10 protein-coding genes are annotated in these 15,813 nt (G+C 38.5%); 2 read left to right on the top strand and 8 right to left on the bottom strand.

The window, feature by feature from the left end:
- Positions 1 to 174: 174 nt before the first annotated feature.
- From ACE1B6_RS28005 to cruF, 7 genes are all read right to left on the bottom strand, one after another.
- Positions 175 to 1,578: an MFS transporter gene (locus ACE1B6_RS28005; protein WP_413260582.1), complete on the bottom strand. Its 1,404-nt coding sequence runs from the start codon at positions 1,576 to 1,578 to the stop codon at positions 175 to 177.
- Between the two features lie 14 nt (positions 1,579 to 1,592).
- On the bottom strand, positions 1,593 to 8,027 hold the full coding sequence (locus tag ACE1B6_RS28000) for an amino acid adenylation domain-containing protein (protein ID WP_413260581.1): 6,435 nt from the start codon (positions 8,025 to 8,027) through the stop codon (positions 1,593 to 1,595).
- A gap of 98 nt (positions 8,028 to 8,125) precedes the next feature.
- On the bottom strand, positions 8,126 to 9,097 hold the full coding sequence (locus ACE1B6_RS27995) for a sterol desaturase family protein (RefSeq protein WP_413260580.1): 972 nt from the start codon (positions 9,095 to 9,097) through the stop codon (positions 8,126 to 8,128).
- A gap of 196 nt (positions 9,098 to 9,293) precedes the next feature.
- Entirely contained in the window at positions 9,294 to 9,434 is a 141-nt protein-coding gene (locus tag ACE1B6_RS27990) for a hypothetical protein (RefSeq protein WP_413260579.1), read from the bottom strand.
- Between the two features lie 185 nt (positions 9,435 to 9,619).
- Positions 9,620 to 10,402: a ZIP family metal transporter gene (locus tag ACE1B6_RS27985; RefSeq protein ID WP_413260578.1), complete on the bottom strand. Its 783-nt coding sequence runs from the start codon at positions 10,400 to 10,402 to the stop codon at positions 9,620 to 9,622.
- A gap of 24 nt (positions 10,403 to 10,426) precedes the next feature.
- Positions 10,427 to 11,665, bottom strand: a complete 1,239-nt coding sequence (gene cruG, locus ACE1B6_RS27980; protein WP_413260577.1) for a 2'-O-glycosyltransferase CruG — start codon at positions 11,663 to 11,665, stop codon at positions 10,427 to 10,429.
- Positions 11,662 to 12,603 (bottom strand): gamma-carotene 1'-hydroxylase CruF, encoded by a 942-nt coding sequence (cruF, locus tag ACE1B6_RS27975; RefSeq protein WP_413260576.1) that lies wholly within the window; start codon positions 12,601 to 12,603, stop codon positions 11,662 to 11,664. Before cruF ends, cruG begins: the two co-directional genes overlap by 4 nt.
- Positions 12,604 to 12,852: 249 nt before the next feature.
- On the opposite strand from cruF, the gene ACE1B6_RS27970 reads away from it, so the two are divergent.
- Entirely contained in the window at positions 12,853 to 13,341 is a 489-nt protein-coding gene (locus tag ACE1B6_RS27970; protein WP_413260575.1) for a hypothetical protein, read from the top strand.
- A gap of 227 nt (positions 13,342 to 13,568) precedes the next feature.
- On the opposite strand, the gene ACE1B6_RS27965 is transcribed toward ACE1B6_RS27970, so the two are convergent.
- Entirely contained in the window at positions 13,569 to 13,916 is a 348-nt protein-coding gene (locus ACE1B6_RS27965) for a DUF4870 domain-containing protein (RefSeq protein WP_413260574.1), read from the bottom strand.
- Positions 13,917 to 14,135: 219 nt separating this feature from the next.
- On the opposite strand from ACE1B6_RS27965, the gene prfC reads away from it, so the two are divergent.
- Positions 14,136 to 15,764 (top strand): peptide chain release factor 3, encoded by a 1,629-nt coding sequence (gene prfC / locus ACE1B6_RS27960; RefSeq protein ID WP_413260573.1) that lies wholly within the window; start codon positions 14,136 to 14,138, stop codon positions 15,762 to 15,764.
- The last annotated feature ends 49 nt before the right edge of the window (positions 15,765 to 15,813 follow it).

The raw sequence follows: 15,813 nt of genomic DNA, 5'->3' as shown, positions 1-15,813 counted from the left end.
TGAACTTCAGTAACGGCAATTCTGGCTGCTTGCTCAAGGGGAAATTTACCTGTGCCAGTAGCTAATGCGGGAAAGACAATTGTCTGAAGATAATCGCTGGGTAATCATGGCTACAGTATCGTTTTCTTTTGTACGACTACTTATCAATTTTAGGAAGTAGAATTAATGGAAAACTCAAAGGCCGGAACTATCTGGTAACTCATCTTCGAGTAGACGTAGACGGGGATACAAGTAGGAAATGAAGGTGAAAAAGATGCTAAATAGACCCATGATGACAAACATTAAACCAATGCCGCGACCATGCCCAATACCAATTATTTGTCCTATAGTATTTGCTGCTAATCCATCAGCTTGCATGAATGGTTCAAATAGTCGATCGGCTAGTGGTCCTGCCAGCAGAAAAGAAAGGGGCAGAAAACCTTGAGTAACCGCTATGCGAAAGGCAAAGACTTTTCCTTGTACTTCTGGAGCAACTTTCTTTTGATAAATTACTTGGATTGCACCATTAACAATGGGGACGATAAAAAATATAAAGAAATCAGAGATAGTAAACAGAATGGGGTTAGGACGTAAGCCAGCTAGGACATAGAATATACCGAAAAAAAACATTGAGTTAAATATAAGATTCATCTGGCGTTGTGGTCCCCCCCATAAGCTCATAATGAAACTACTAACTAACATTCCAGAACTAGCAATGGAAGAGATTGTACCTAGTGTTTGTGTAGAAGCAAAGGAAAGCACTAAAGGTGTGGTGAGAGCTTCAACACCGCCAATGAGAAAGTTGGTGATGGCGACAAAAAGGACTAAGCCAATTAGTCCAGGGCGATCGATAAAATAATGCCATCCAAAGGATAATTCTTGCCAAAATGAAGAGAATAAACCAACTTCCTCTGTTTTAGCTTCTTTGGTTTTAACTTCGGGGAATTTCACCACTAATAAACAAACCAAAGCAAAGCATAAAGTTGCCAAATCAATGACAACAATTCCGGGAATTTGCACAGTTACTAACAGTGCCGCTGCCAGTGCAGGTGAGAGAATTTCTGCAATAGCTAGCCTAATCTGCGTCATGGAACTAGCACGACTAAGTTGTTCTTTAGGTACTAATAATGTAGTGGCTGAAGAATAGGCAAGGGCTTGAAATGCACTGAAGCTAGAGCTAAGAGCACTAATTAAGCACAGACTCCAAACTTCTAGGTGATTATTGATAAATAACCAGGCAATAGTTAAGGTACACAAACCAGCGCAGAAGTCACTAATAATCATAATCCAGCGCCGAGGAAAGCGATCGACAATTACTCCAGCAATGGGAGAGATAATAATTGTAGGTAAAGTTGTGGAGAGAATTAGGAGGGTAAATTGGGTGGCTGAATTAGTATGCTGATAAAGCCAAATACTTAAAGCAAAATTGGTCATGCGAGAACCAACCAGAGATAACACCTGACCAACCCAGATTAAGATAAAAACGTTCATACTTTGAGTTATCTCTCTTTCCTGATGGGAGAAATACTCAGTCCACTTAAATAAAGGTGATGCAAAGCTGGGTTTTTGTTTTAATTCTGGTGAGTTGTGATCTAACATAGCAACCGTGATTATTAATTAATTAGATCCTTTTCAAATTCAGAAATCTGGATAGTTGGATCTTGGACGAGTTTTTGCAGAATTTCCTGGTAATAGTTAAACATAAACTCGATCGTTTCATGTGTAAATAACTCGGTGCTGTACAAGACTTTAATTTCAATAGTGGGATTATTTGCAGAAGGTGAAGAAACAAAAAGTTCTAAAGGAACTGCCTCTTCCCACAAGTTGCGATCGCGCTCAATAGATACAAAGCCTACATCTAACATCCAATCTTGCCAATTCTCTGGAGGTAACATAGTAAGTGAAGCTGAGATATTAAGCGGTTGTTTGGTTTTTAGAGTATCAATAACTGTTTGACAAGCAATTTCTTTATTGTTAATTGCTTCTATAAAAGTTTCTTGCACTTGTTCTAAAAAAATCAATCCAGTTTCCTCAGATGAAAGATGGGATCTTAAAATTATCTCATTGATAAAGCAACCGAGCATTTTTTCGGTTTCAACTCCATTACGATTACCAACTGTTGCACTCACTAAAATATCTTTTTTCCCACTGTACTTGAAAAACAGTATTTTTAAAGCAGTCATAATAATGATAAATAGAGTCACTTTTCGAGAACGGCTGAAAGTTTCCATTGATGCCACAAGACTGGCAGATAAAACTATAGAATAAACAGATGCACTTATACTGTTACTCACCTGTGGCGGAATGTTAGAAAAACCATTAGATATTTGTGAGGTATTGGTCAATTTTTCTAGCCAATAAGCCAACTGCTTTTCTATTACTTTTTCATTAAAGTATTGACGTTGCCAGAGGGTAAAATCTGCATACTGAACAGGTAATTCAGGTAGAGGAGAAGGTAAACCATTGGCAAAAGCTGTGTAGATTATTCGTAACTCCTCCAATAGTAGCCCTAATGACCATCCATCTGTGATGATATGGTGCATATTTATTGTTAACCAATATTCCTCTTGAGTTAGTTGCAATAACTTTGTCTTAATCAGAGGAACTGAAGCTAGATCAAAATGATGATCGTATTCTAATGCCGCGAGTCTCTGAGCTTCAGATATTCTTTCTGTATGAGGTAGGTTTTGTAAGTCTATAATCTCCAAAGATATAGTTAGGGATGGGCTAATAATTTGTACAGGTTGACCATCAATGATAGTAAAAGCTGTGCGTAATATTTCATGACGACGAATAATTTCATTGAAGCTAGATTCTAAAAAATTTGCAGAAAGAGAGCCTGTAAAACGTAAAGTAACAAAGCTGTTGTAGGCGCAACTTTCAGGAGTTAAGTGTTGTAAATACCAGATAGATTCTTGTGCAAAAGATAGGGGAACATAAGTGTTTCGTACTTGAGGAACAAGAGGTGGCAAAATGTCAAATGTCATACAGCTTGCACTCTCGTTTTCTGTCTCCAATTGAATAGCGGTGATTACTTGACTAAGTTCAGCTATAGTAGGGGCTGCCAATAAAGAACGCAGAGGAATTTCTATAGACAACTTTTCTCGAATGCGAGAAATGATAGATGTTAACAGGAGAGAATGTCCCCCCAACTCAAAGAAATTATCATAAATCCCTACTTGCTGGCAATGTAATACTGTACACCAAATTTCTGCTAGTTGTTCTTCCAGCCAAGTACGAGGTGCAACAAAAGTGGCTTCTAGTTCTGAATTTGTTGTCTCTGGTTTTGGTAAGGCTTTCCGGTCTACTTTACCATTAGGAGTTAGGGGTAAAGTTTTGACGATCGCAAAAGCAGAGGGTATCATATATTCAGGCAGTTGTTCTTTGAGAAACTGACGTAATTCATTACTAGTAAGTGTCAAATTTTCATTAACAATATAAGCTGTTAAATATTTATTTCCTGGCTCATCTTCTCGAACAATAACTACTACTTGCTGAACTTGGGGATGTTGACTCAGTACGGTTTCAATTTCGCCTAGTTCAATGCGAAAACCACGAATTTTTACTTGGTGGTCAATGCGTCCGAGAAATTGAATATTTCCATCTGGTAAATAACGAGCTAAATCTCCAGTTTTATACAGTCGTTCATTTTCCACAAAAGGATGAGAAATAAATCGCTCAGATGTTAAGTCAGGACGATTCAAATATCCTCTAGCTAATCCTGTTCCACCAAGATATAGTTCTCCAGTAACACCAATAGGAACTGGTTGTAGATAGCGATCGAGTATATAACTTTGTGTATTAGCGATCGATCGACCAATAGGAACTGTTTCTGCTTTTGGTTTTATCTGCTGGATATGATACCAGGTAGAAAAGGTGGTATTTTCAGTAGGCCCGTAAACGTGCAACAATTTTTGGGGTTCATCTACTGCTAACAACTGTCTTACTCGCCGAGTGTCAACAGCTTCACCGCCAAATAATAAGTAGCGTAAATGTCGAAATGCTGACGGTACTTCTTGAACAATTTTGTTAAATAGTGCCGTAGTAATAAACAGGATGGTAATTCCCTCGGTTTGTAAGCTGCTGGCAAAATCTCGCGGTGATAGAATGATTTCTCTGTTCAGAATTGCTACTTTTGCACCATTGAGTAATGCTCCCCAAATTTCAAAGGTAGCAGCGTCAAAGGAAGTATTAGAAACTTGTGCAATTACATCTGTTGGTTGCAGCTTTACATAGTCAGTATTGACTGCTAATCGCACAACTCCTTGATGTGTAACCATTACCCCTTTAGGTTGACCTGTTGACCCGGATGTGTAGATGATATAAGCCAAATTATTAGCGGTGGTATAACAATTTAAATTCTGTTGGTTCTCTTGACAAATTACAGACCAATCTCTATCTAAACAAATCTGTTTAACGTTGGTGAGTTTTCCTGATAGTTGCTGTTCTGTCAACAACAAAAAGACTTGTGCATCTTCGAGCATAAACGTTAAACGATCGCTAGGATAGGTAGGATCTAGAGGTAAATAAGCACCACCTGCTTTGAGAATTCCTAACATAGCTATGATGATTTTAGGCGATCGTTCTAAACAAATTCCCACTAAAGTTTCTGCACCAACACCCAATTTTTGCAAATAATTTGCTAGTTGATTAGCTCGATTATTTAACTCTTGGTAGGTAAATTGTTGATTTTCCCATTGTATAGCGATCGCATCTGGTGTTCTTTCTACTTGCTGCTCAAATAATTGATGAATACACAAATGAGAATAACTAGTGTGAGTTTGATTCCATTCCACAAGTAATTGCTCTTGTTGCGCTGCGGTGAGTAATGGTATTTGTCCTACTCGCTCATCTGGATTATTAACAATAGCTTCTACCAAAATTTGAAAATGCTCTACCATCCGAGCAATAGTATCATCATCAAATAAGTTGGCATTATATTCAAATGCTCCCCTCAGTTCTGAGTCTATTTCTTGCATGGACAAAGTTAAATCAAAAGTTGCTCCTGCTGTCGGTTTATCTAATTCGATCTGCGTTACATCCAAACCTGCCAGATTCAGTTTTTCTATTGGTGAATTTTGCAATACAAACATCACCTGGAATAGCGGAGTATGGCTGAGATGGCGTTGTGGTTGAAGAACTTCAACTAATCGATCGAAAGGTAAATCTTGATGAACATAAGCATCAAGAGCAACCTGTCTTACCTGTGCTAGTAAATCTTTAAATGTGGGATTATTTTTTAACTGAGTCCGTAAAACTAAAGTGTTGACAAAAAACCCAATTAATGACTCAAGGGCGGGACGGTTGCGGTTGGTAATGGGAGAGCCAATAACGATATCTTCTTGACCAGTGTAACGATAAAGAAAGGTCACAAAAGCCGCTTGCAGAGTCATAAATAGAGAAGTACCAGACTTCTGACTTAATTTTTTCAGTTTGTTTGTTAGGTTATTACCCAACTTAAACCTCTGGATACTACCGCGAAATGTTTGAACAGCAGAACGGGGATAATCTGTTAGTAATTCTATAATTGGTGGAGCATCTGCTAACTGTTTTAGCCAATAGTTTAGCTGAGTATTAATAATATCATTTTGCAGCCATTGACGTTGCCAGTAAGCGTAATCTGCATACTGAATTGGCAAATCTTGTAAGGGAGAATCTACATACAAACTCGACAATTCTTTAAGAAAAATTCCCATAGACCAAGCATCGGAGATGATGTGGTGCATTGTCACTAGCAGAACGTGGGAATCTGACTCTAAGCGAATCAGTTTAACTCTTAATAAAGGTGCTTGGCTTAAATTAAAAGGTTCTGTATATTCGGTGGTAATTAATCTTTCTAATTCTGCTTGTCGTTTAACTTTTGGTAGTGGTTCTAAGTCTTCTAATACTAAGGTGAATGGCAAAGTTTCTGCAATAAATTGCACGGGTTTTCCTTCTCTGATGCCAAAGGAAGTACGTAGAGTTTCGTGACGTTGAATAATTGACTGTATTGCTTGTTGAAGTGCGGTTAAATTCAGGGAACCAACTAAACTTAAAGCTCTAGTAATATTGTAAGCTGCGTTGGCTCCTTCCATTTGGTCAAGAATCCAAAATCGCTGTTGAATCAAAGATAAAGGTAATTCAACAGAACGCTGTATAGATTCTAATATTGGTAAGGTTCGATCGGGCTGATTTTGCTGGGATAAATTTTCTATCTTTTCACTTAAACTGGCTACGGTTGGCGATTCAAATAAAACGCTAACTGGTAATTCTACGGCTAAAGCTTCGCGCAATCTTGATATAACTAAACTGGCAAGTAAAGAATGTCCTCCCAGTTCTAAAAAGTTGTCATAAATCCCTACTTTTTCTAATCTTAAAACTTCCGCCCAGATATTAGCTATCAGTTCTTCTTGTGGGTTACGGGGTGCGACAAATTTACGAATATCAGCAGAGATATTTGGTGCAGGTAAATTATTTCGGTCTAATTTGCCATTGGGTAATACTGGCAGTTTCTCCATTAGCACAAAGGCATTAGGAACCATATAATCTGGTACTTTATGCTCGATAAAACTGCGGATTTTTGTTAAATCTAAGGCTTGATTGTTAGGGACAATATAGGCGACAAGGCGCTGATCTCCGGGGATATCTTCTCTGAGGCTAACTACACTTTCCCGAACAGATGGATGAAGTTTCAATACAGCTTCGATTTCTTCTAGTTCAACGCGCATTCCGCGAATATTTACCTGAAAGTCGATGCGACCAAGAATTTCTAAATTGCCGTCTGGGGAGTAGCGAGCTACATCTCCAGTTTTGAAAAGTTTTTGTTGTGGATTAAAAGGATTAGTAATAAATTTTTCGGCATTCGCTTGAGTTCGATTTAAATAACCACGAGCTAAGGTAGAACCTGCAATATGTAATTCTCCAGTCTCGCCAATTTTTACTGGTTCAAGTTGCGAATTGAGTACATAAACCTGCTGAATGTCTTTGAGAGGATGACCAACGGGGACATATCCTTCTTCAATATTGCAGTCTTCTGGAATGAGATAAAAACCATTTCCAATACTTTCGGTTTGACCGAGAATATTAAAAAAGCGGGGGTTGTTTTTCAAGAGATTACGTAGCTTTTTAATTAGTTGATAGGGTAGTAATTCCCCACCAAAAATTATTAATCTTAGTTTTGATTGGCTAATTGCTTTTGTGTATTTTGGATCTAAGCTTTCTAAAGCCATTAATCCGTAACGCCACAGGGAAGGTACACCATCAGAGATAGTTACCTCTTGGTTTTGGATTAATTCAAATAGACTCAGAGGAGTTCTGGTTTGTTCGCGGGTAGCAATAACAGTTGTAGCACCTTGGGATAAAGGCAAAAATAATTGTCTGACTGAAGCAGTAAATGAGAAAGATGCTATATGAAGATAAATATCTTTGTTGTTAACTGGGATAATTTTGGCGATCGCCTCAAGATAATTACAAACACTAGCATGAGGCATTTGTACTCCTTTCGGTTTGCCAGTAGAACCAGAAGTATATATTAAATAAGCGAGATTTTCTGATGTCACATCACATACTGGATTCTCTTGGCTTTGTTTCCCAATTTTCTGCCACTCTGCATCTAGACAAATCACTGAAGCGGGAATAACAGGTAGTATTTCTAGCCATTGTGTTTTAGTTAAAACTACTTTTAAATGCGTATCTTCTAATATAAATGCTAGTCGTTCTTGGGGATAAGCAGGATCTAAAGGAACATAAGCTCCACCAGCTTTGAGAATACCTAAGATTCCTATAACTAGTTCGATCGATCGCTCTACACATAGACCCACCATTACCTCTGGAATTACCCCCATCGCTTGCAAATAATGTGCCAGTTGATTAGCTTTTGTGTTCAACTCGCGGTAGGTCAATTGCTGGTTTTCAAATAATATTGCTACTGCATCAGGTGTTTTTTCCACCTGCTCTACAAATATCTGATGAATACACTTGTTTTGAGCATAAACACTTTCTATTCTAGTATCTAAATGTTCAAGAAAACCAACGCTTTCATAGTTTGAATTTAATGCTTTTTTGCTCATAATAACTCCTTTGAAACAATCAGTATTCCTGCAAATCGAACTAAATTAAATTGGATAAAATTCCAAAAGCTTGAAATTGATTTGAATTGGCAATTTAATCAAGCTGACTTTTTACTGATTCGCTGCCAAATTGCTCTTAATGGATGTAACAAGAGATTGGCGACACTATTAAAAAATTTTGATTCTTCATCTGCTAAACCAAAATTTAGTTTTTCATAATTGGTTGGCACGTATAAACTACCAAATATCCAATCCCAAAATCCAAAAATATAACCAAAATTTTTATCATAATGTTTGGGGTCTACACTATGATGTATTTGATGTTGCGCTGGACTGATGAATATATGACTAATCCACTGAGGATAAGCTAACCAGATATGAGAATGACGTAAATTATAGCCAGCTAAATAAAAGATAAAAATCTCAAAACTCACCCCATAAATTAATATCTCTTTCATCTCAGTTCCAAACAAATACATCCAGATACCTGTTCCTAAACTGGTGATTATAACTATTGTTATGTTACCTAACAACATCTCAACTGGGTGAATTCGATATACAGTCAATGGTGTAATAACTTCGGCTGAATGATGTACTTTATGAAATTCCCACAATATAGGAATTTTGTGGGCTAGATAATGATATAAAAAATTAGCAAAGTCACCTAATAATGCTACAAAAATGCTAAAGATTATATTCTGTTCTAGTAAGTGATTTGTGACCAAGAGAGGTGTATTAGTGCCTGTAAATTGTATCAAAATTTGGCAAGTTATATTGGCAAACTTTTCTAAAAATATTATAGTTGGTACTACAAAAAATATCTCAAAAACAGCAATCAAAAAAAAGTATTTGTATTGAGTAATAGATGTTGGATGTAAGTAAATGCTTTTCGGAAAAAGGTATTCTAGAAAACTTTTCTCTTTGTCTTGATGTCCTAATCTAAATGTATATATTATTGTTGCTACTAAAATAGTTGAAAGTACATATAACCAATAAATTTGAGATGATGCCAAGAATGGTATTTTAAAAGGGTACAAAAGACTATTAAATATAGTTTCTAGTGTTTCCATGATTTTTGCGGTATTGTTCAATATTTAGAATGAAAAAGTAGATTCTCCCGTACTTGTGGTGATGATATAATAACAATTTATGGTTGGATGGCGATCGCCTTTTCATCATTTAGTTTTTTTCAAGATTCTACGGAGGTGGCGTTCACTCAGTTGGATTCTTCTGGAAGTGGCTAAGATTTGACACAACTGACAAATACTATAAGTTCGCGGTTCTGTCTCTAAATTGTCGCTCAATTTCAGCTAAATCCTCCGGCTGCCATTTTCTTCTTCTTCCTGGTTTTGGAGTATCTTCTAACCCACTAAATTCTCTTTCTTGCCAGCAAGGTGGTGATGACATTGAATTATTACCTTCCGGTTACACTAATCTTTATTATCGAGCAAATCGGTTCATAAGTAGCATCTAAATAGATTAGATTAACTAATCTATTTATGAGGTTTAAGAATTAGACTAATTGAGAGTTTGAAGTTAACTCAAAGCCCAATTTTGCAACATTTTTCACAATCAAACTTACTTTCACTTCATCAACCTAAGATTACATCTAAAAGCATCATTAATATAAAACCTAACATTAAGCCGATCGTCCCCTGTTTTTCATAACCTAAACGGTGAGATTCGGGAATGATTTCATCACTAATTACAAATAACATAGCTCCGGCGGCGAAAGCCATTCCCCAAGGAATTAAGGGTTCAGCTAAAGAAACTACACCAGCACCAATTAAACCGCCGAAAGGTTCAACTAAACCAGTAATTAATACAATCCATAAAGCATATAATTTTGAATATTTTTCAGCGACTAAGGATAGGGCAACTACCATACCTTCAGGGATATTTTGTAAACCTATTCCAGCAGCTAAAGTTAGTCCTTGTGTGACTTCGCCGCTAGCGAAACCTACTCCTACAGCTAATCCTTCAGGGAAGTTGTGGAGGGCGATCGCCAAAATAAATAACCAAACTCGCGCCAAATTACTCGGATTATTTCCTTCGGAACCTTTAATAAAATGTTCGTGAGGAAAGTTGCGATGAGTAAACCACAAAAATACGCCACCTAACAAAATACCCGCTGCCACAATTAAAGCCGCAATTACCTTATTTCCCGTGGCAGAAGTAGCAGCTTCAATTCCCGGAATAATCAAGGAAAAAGAGGTAGCAGCTAACATTACTCCTGCCCCAAATCCTAACATTGCCCCTTGAATTTTATCAGTAATGCGCTTAATAAAAAAAATGGGCATTGCGCCGATTGTTGTTGCTAAACCTGCGCCTAAACTGCCCAAAAGTCCGTATACAACTGAAGGATTGTTTAGCATATAGCTGAAGTAATTAAAAGATTTTCAATTACTGAAAGCATTAATTTTTTGGCTCTCTTCCTTCTGAATTTTTCCATAAATCCTTCCTCGCCATTGAGTAGGCGTATACAGTGAGGATAGCAAAATTCGCAGGAAAGCTAAGGGATCTGCTAGAGGGGAAAGCCAAAAAGTCCAATTAGTTTTGCTTTGGGTGAAATCGTAGGAGGGGGCGATCGCCAACAACAAAGCAAACCTAATCGCCAACAAAAATAAATTCAATCCCAACAATAGCCGAAAGGGAAAAGCAGAAAGAGAGAAAAAGGGAGAAATCAAAAAGTAAGTGAGTGCTATTAGTAAAGGTAAAGCTTGAACGCTCAGCAACACCCATAAATCACCTAATATTTGTGAAAAAGAAGCAGCATCTTTTAAATCTAAACTTCTCCCCCATTCTGTCCAAGTTTGTGCCATCCCTTCATACATTCGGACTTTAATCACTTTTGCGCCGTCTAAAAAGCCGACTTTGTAACCTTGAAAAGCAGCATAACGGGCTAAAGTCACATCATCACAAAAAGAACTGCGGGCGCTAGTGTAACCTTCTAAAGCGGCTAAAACCGATCGCTTACACAAAAAACATTGCCCATTTGCCATTACTCTTTCCGGGCTTTGATTCGCCGTTCCAGCCGGATCGAATCGATACAATAATGTCATTAAAAGAGCAGGTTGTAACCACCACTCCCCCAGATCTTGCAGAATAAATTTGGGGGAGAGAGAGACTAAATCATAACCTTGTTTTTGGGCAGTTTTAACTAAACCTGCTACTAATCCAGGTTGAGGTTGAGTATCTGCATCAATGCCTAAAATCCACTCACTTTGCTCAGAACTGTAGAGAAAACCATTGTGTAAAGCCCAAGGTCTTCCTACCCAATCTTTGGGTAAAGGATCGTCATTAATTAACCGAAATCTTGGGTCTTTCTCCTGAGTTGCTTTGACTAAATCAGGGGTAGCATCCTGAGAGTAACTATCGACAACAATAACTTCTCTAACTTCGTAGCTTTGCTGACTTAATCCAGCTAAACAGGGAGAAATTCGCTTTGCTTCGTTGAGGGTGGGAACTACCACGCTGACTGCGCCGACAAGATCGGGAGTTGGCGAAAGGGGAGAAACGGGAGGTTGACGAAAAGGCCCTTTGAAGAGGCGGGAAAGCAGAATTAATGTTGCTGGTACTTGTAACAGTAACAACCCAAAACAAACAGCACCCGCCACTATGAAAAAATCTTGATTCACTTGATTCCTACTTTTACCGCCGCCACTGGAATTTCGGTTTTGATGGTAGCTGATTCTTCAGTAGCAAATTTAGTTTTGGCGTTAGGTGCTAGCTGATAAAGTGCCAATGTGGGAATCACTCCTACCAATACGCCCAGTAAAACTGGAATTCCGAAACCCGAACCTAAGCTTAACACGGCAGCATATCCGAAGTTACTTAAATAAATAACTAGGGGGAAATTTAATTGATTTTGAGTGAAATTGCTGGTTAAGTTTTGCTTTCCTGCGCCCAGCTTGAGGTTCCAGAAAATTGCAGCTACGCTCATGAATAAAAAGCTGGTGCCATACCATCCGGCGTAGTTTTGGTAAGGTGTACCGAAGAATGCTCCGGCTTGTTCCCAATACCAGAATGGTACGATCGTTTGACTCATTGCTGGTTCGAGGGCAAAATCCCAGGAGGTGAACATTAAGGCTCCAAGAGCGATCGCACCAAGTTGACGAAGAAAGCTGGGTTTTTCTGCTAATCTGATTCCGGCACGAGCGATCGCATAACAAACAATCCCCATGTAAAACCAAGAAATCGGAATTGTAAACGGTACTAAATCCCCAATTTTATACCCTAATCCATTCAGGTAATGATAATCACCAAAAGGAAATCCAGTACTGGTGCCTAGCAATTCACTGCTAACGGAAATCAGCATGGCAGGAAACATGAAGCTTAACCAAGGCCAAATTCCCCAGGTACGATAAGCAAAAATTGATACGGCGATCGCCCCCAGAATAATATTGATTACCCCACCCCAAGCCATACTTAGCCCAAAGAAGGTTTGTCCTAAACTTGGTAAACTGGCAATCAGTTCTGGACGCGGTAAAACATACAGCAGCCCTGCCCATCCGAAAATCATCGATAAAATATGTCCAGCTAGACAGAAGCGTTCCACGATAAGAAGTTGCCTCATTAATGACTCCTCTAAATAGGTGACGATCGGAAAGCACTTCTTAATAGTTTACAAATGTTTACCAAAATTTACTCATAAGTTTATCGGTTTCTGCAACAGCAGAAGGCAGAAGGCAGAAGACAGAAGGCAGAAAGCAATTGCAGAGGACACGACAAAGTTGGTCATTTTCGCCGGACAATAGTGTTAAAGGAAGTGTTAGCCCTCAGAGCTAAGCTTTGTTAAACTCAGCTGGAAGAAACTTTATATTATATGCAGAAGATCCGAAGTTCTCCTTTGCTATCCCTAATAATGCTTTTTATTACATACATTATCTTAGGCTGGAGTTTGTATACCAATACGCTGGGATGGGGTTTGTGTAATGGTCAACTATTTGGGGTAGTGTTTTATTTTAAATGTAAATGGTGGGCAATGATCTTAGCGATCGCTTTAATTCTGCTGTTAGCTGAAACTCTTGCTTCACCCCTTTCCAACTTGAGAAAATTTATATCTTTGGCTTTTCAGTCTGATACCAGAGCTTTTATTACATTAATTAGCATGGCTTTTTTTACAGCTTTAATCATAATTTGGATTCATTTTGTTGCTTATATAGTTCTTTTAGTCGCTACTGCCCTAAGAGCTAGACTAGATATGGTAATGACTGAATTTAGAGGTTGGCAAGCTTTTTTTATTTTAGCTGGTGTTTCTTTATTAGGCTTTATCGTCGGGTGGATTTCTCCCAATTTAATTTTATCGTTATAATAATTGATTCTAGACTAGCGATCGCTACAGACACTAGATAAATCGTCACAAAGCCAACTTTCGCCAGCCTAGAATTTAGGGACACTAGAAGATAAGCGTTTAACTGTCCTGAAAGCCCTACCGCTATTTAGCCGTAGGGTTATTTTATCAGAAAAAAGCCAGGGGAGCAGAGGAACCAGAAAAGTTCTTAACTCAGAAGTTCCTTATTTTCCAGTCCCCAGTCCCTTCTACAATATGCGGAAAATAAACGGATAACGGTAGGCTTGTTCAGTATTACTCAAGCAATGAAGGATGGCTAAAATTGGCATCACCAAGTTGACAATTCCTAAAATTGGTAACAGTAAGAAACCGATCAAAATCACTTGGAGAACCCAGAAGATCGCCCCATATAGCCAAAGATTCAGGTGAAAATTCAGGGCTTCTTTAGCGTTATCTTTGACAACTGGGTCATCGGCTACTAACAAAATTGCGATCGGAATACCAATCGAAACTCCTATAATGCTGAAGAAAATCGAACCATGACACAGTGCAGATAGTAACTTGCGTTTGTCAGTATCGTATGTTTGATCGTACATTTAAGTAACCCCTGATCTAATCAGGTCTATGCTTAATTTGAAGTTATCATATCTAATCAATTAGCCAACAGAAGAAATTCCCGTACCAAATTTGCGGGATCTCTGCCATCGCACTTGTCAGAAATGAAGGAAAATATTTCTGATTCTCTCGCTATCCTAGTATTGGTAATTTGCTAAACTTTAGGTTTGCCCAACTGTAATTTCTGACTACCAGCCAGCATGACCACAGAACTTCAAACAGAACTCCAAACAGCAGTAGAACAGCGTCGCAACTTTGCGATTATTTCTCACCCAGACGCAGGTAAAACTACATTAACAGAAAAACTCTTACTTTACGGAGGTGCGATTCACGAAGCGGGGGCGGTAAAGGCGCGACGAGCACAACGTAAGGCGACTTCTGACTGGATGGAAATGGAACAGCAACGGGGTATTTCGATTACTTCGACAGTGTTGCAGTTTGCTTATCACGGTTGTCAGATTAATTTGTTGGATACTCCCGGACACCAAGATTTTAGTGAGGATACTTATCGGACTTTAGCAGCAGCGGATAATGCAGTAATGTTAATTGATGCGGCTAAAGGTTTGGAACCACAAACTCGTAAACTTTTTGAAGTTTGTCGGATGCGGAGTTTGCCGATTTTTACTTTTGTGAATAAGTTAGACCGTCCGGGAAGAGAACCTTTAGAATTGCTGGATGAAATTGAACGGGAATTAGGTTTGCAGATTTATGCGGTAAATTGGCCTATTGGTATGGGCGATCGCTTTAAAGGGGTTTTCGATCGACAAAAACAGCAAATTCACCTCTTTGAACGTACCGCACATGGTAGCAGAGAAGCTAAAGATACTATTGTAGATTTGGGCGATCCGCGAATTGAGGAATTATTAGAAAAAGACCTTTACTATCAACTGAAAGAAGATTTAGAAGTTCTGCAAGAGTTAGGGCCGGATTTAGATTTAGACGCAGTTCACGCAGGTCAAATGAGCCCCATATTTTTTGGGAGTGCGATGACTAATTTTGGCGTAGAACTGTTTTTAAATAACTTTTTGCATTATGCTTTAAAACCTGGTTCTCGTAATAGTACGAATGGTGAAATTCCCCCAACTTATCCAGAGTTTTCGGGATTTGTGTTTAAGCTACAAGCTAATATGGACCCGAAACACCGAGATAGAGTTGCTTTTATTCGGGTTTGTACGGGAAAATTTGAAAAAGATATGGTCGTTAGTCATGCGCGTAGTGGTAAAACTGTACGCCTTTCTCGACCACAAAAATTATTTGCTCAAGATCGAGAATCAATTGAAGAAGCTTATCCGGGTGATGTGATTGGCTTGAATAATCCGGGGGTGTTTGCGATCGGAGATACCATTTACACAGGTCAAAAATTAGAGTACGAAGGTATCCCTTGTTTTTCTCCCGAATTATTTGCTTATTTAAGAAATCCCAACCCTTCTAAATTTAAACAGTTCCGCAAAGGTGTTTCCGAACTACGGGAAGAAGGCGCAGTCCAAATTATGTACTCCGCTGATGAAGCAAAACGCGACCCAATTTTAGCCGCAGTCGGTCAATTACAATTGGAAGTTGTCCAATTCCGGTTATTAAATGAATATGGCGTAGAAACTAGCCTAGATTATTTACCTTACAGCCTCGCTCGTTGGGTAGCTGGTGGCTGGGAAGCTTTAGAAAAAGTGGGGCGTTTATTTAACACCATTACGGTGAAAGATAGTTGGGGAAGACCAGTATTGTTGTTTAAAAATGAGTGGAATTTACAACAAGTACTCGGCGATCATCCAGAACTAAAGTTAAATAATACTGCGCCAGTAGTTGCCGGACAAGAACCGGAATCGTTGTAAAAAATATCACTCAAAACCTCTATTTGTAAAACCCGGTTTCTGGATGTAA

Source organism: Floridaenema fluviatile BLCC-F154 (assembly GCF_041929135.1).
GTDB lineage: Bacteria > Cyanobacteriota > Cyanobacteriia > Cyanobacteriales > Aerosakkonemataceae > Floridanema > Floridanema fluviatile.
This window is presented reverse-complemented; position numbering and strand designations above follow the sequence as displayed.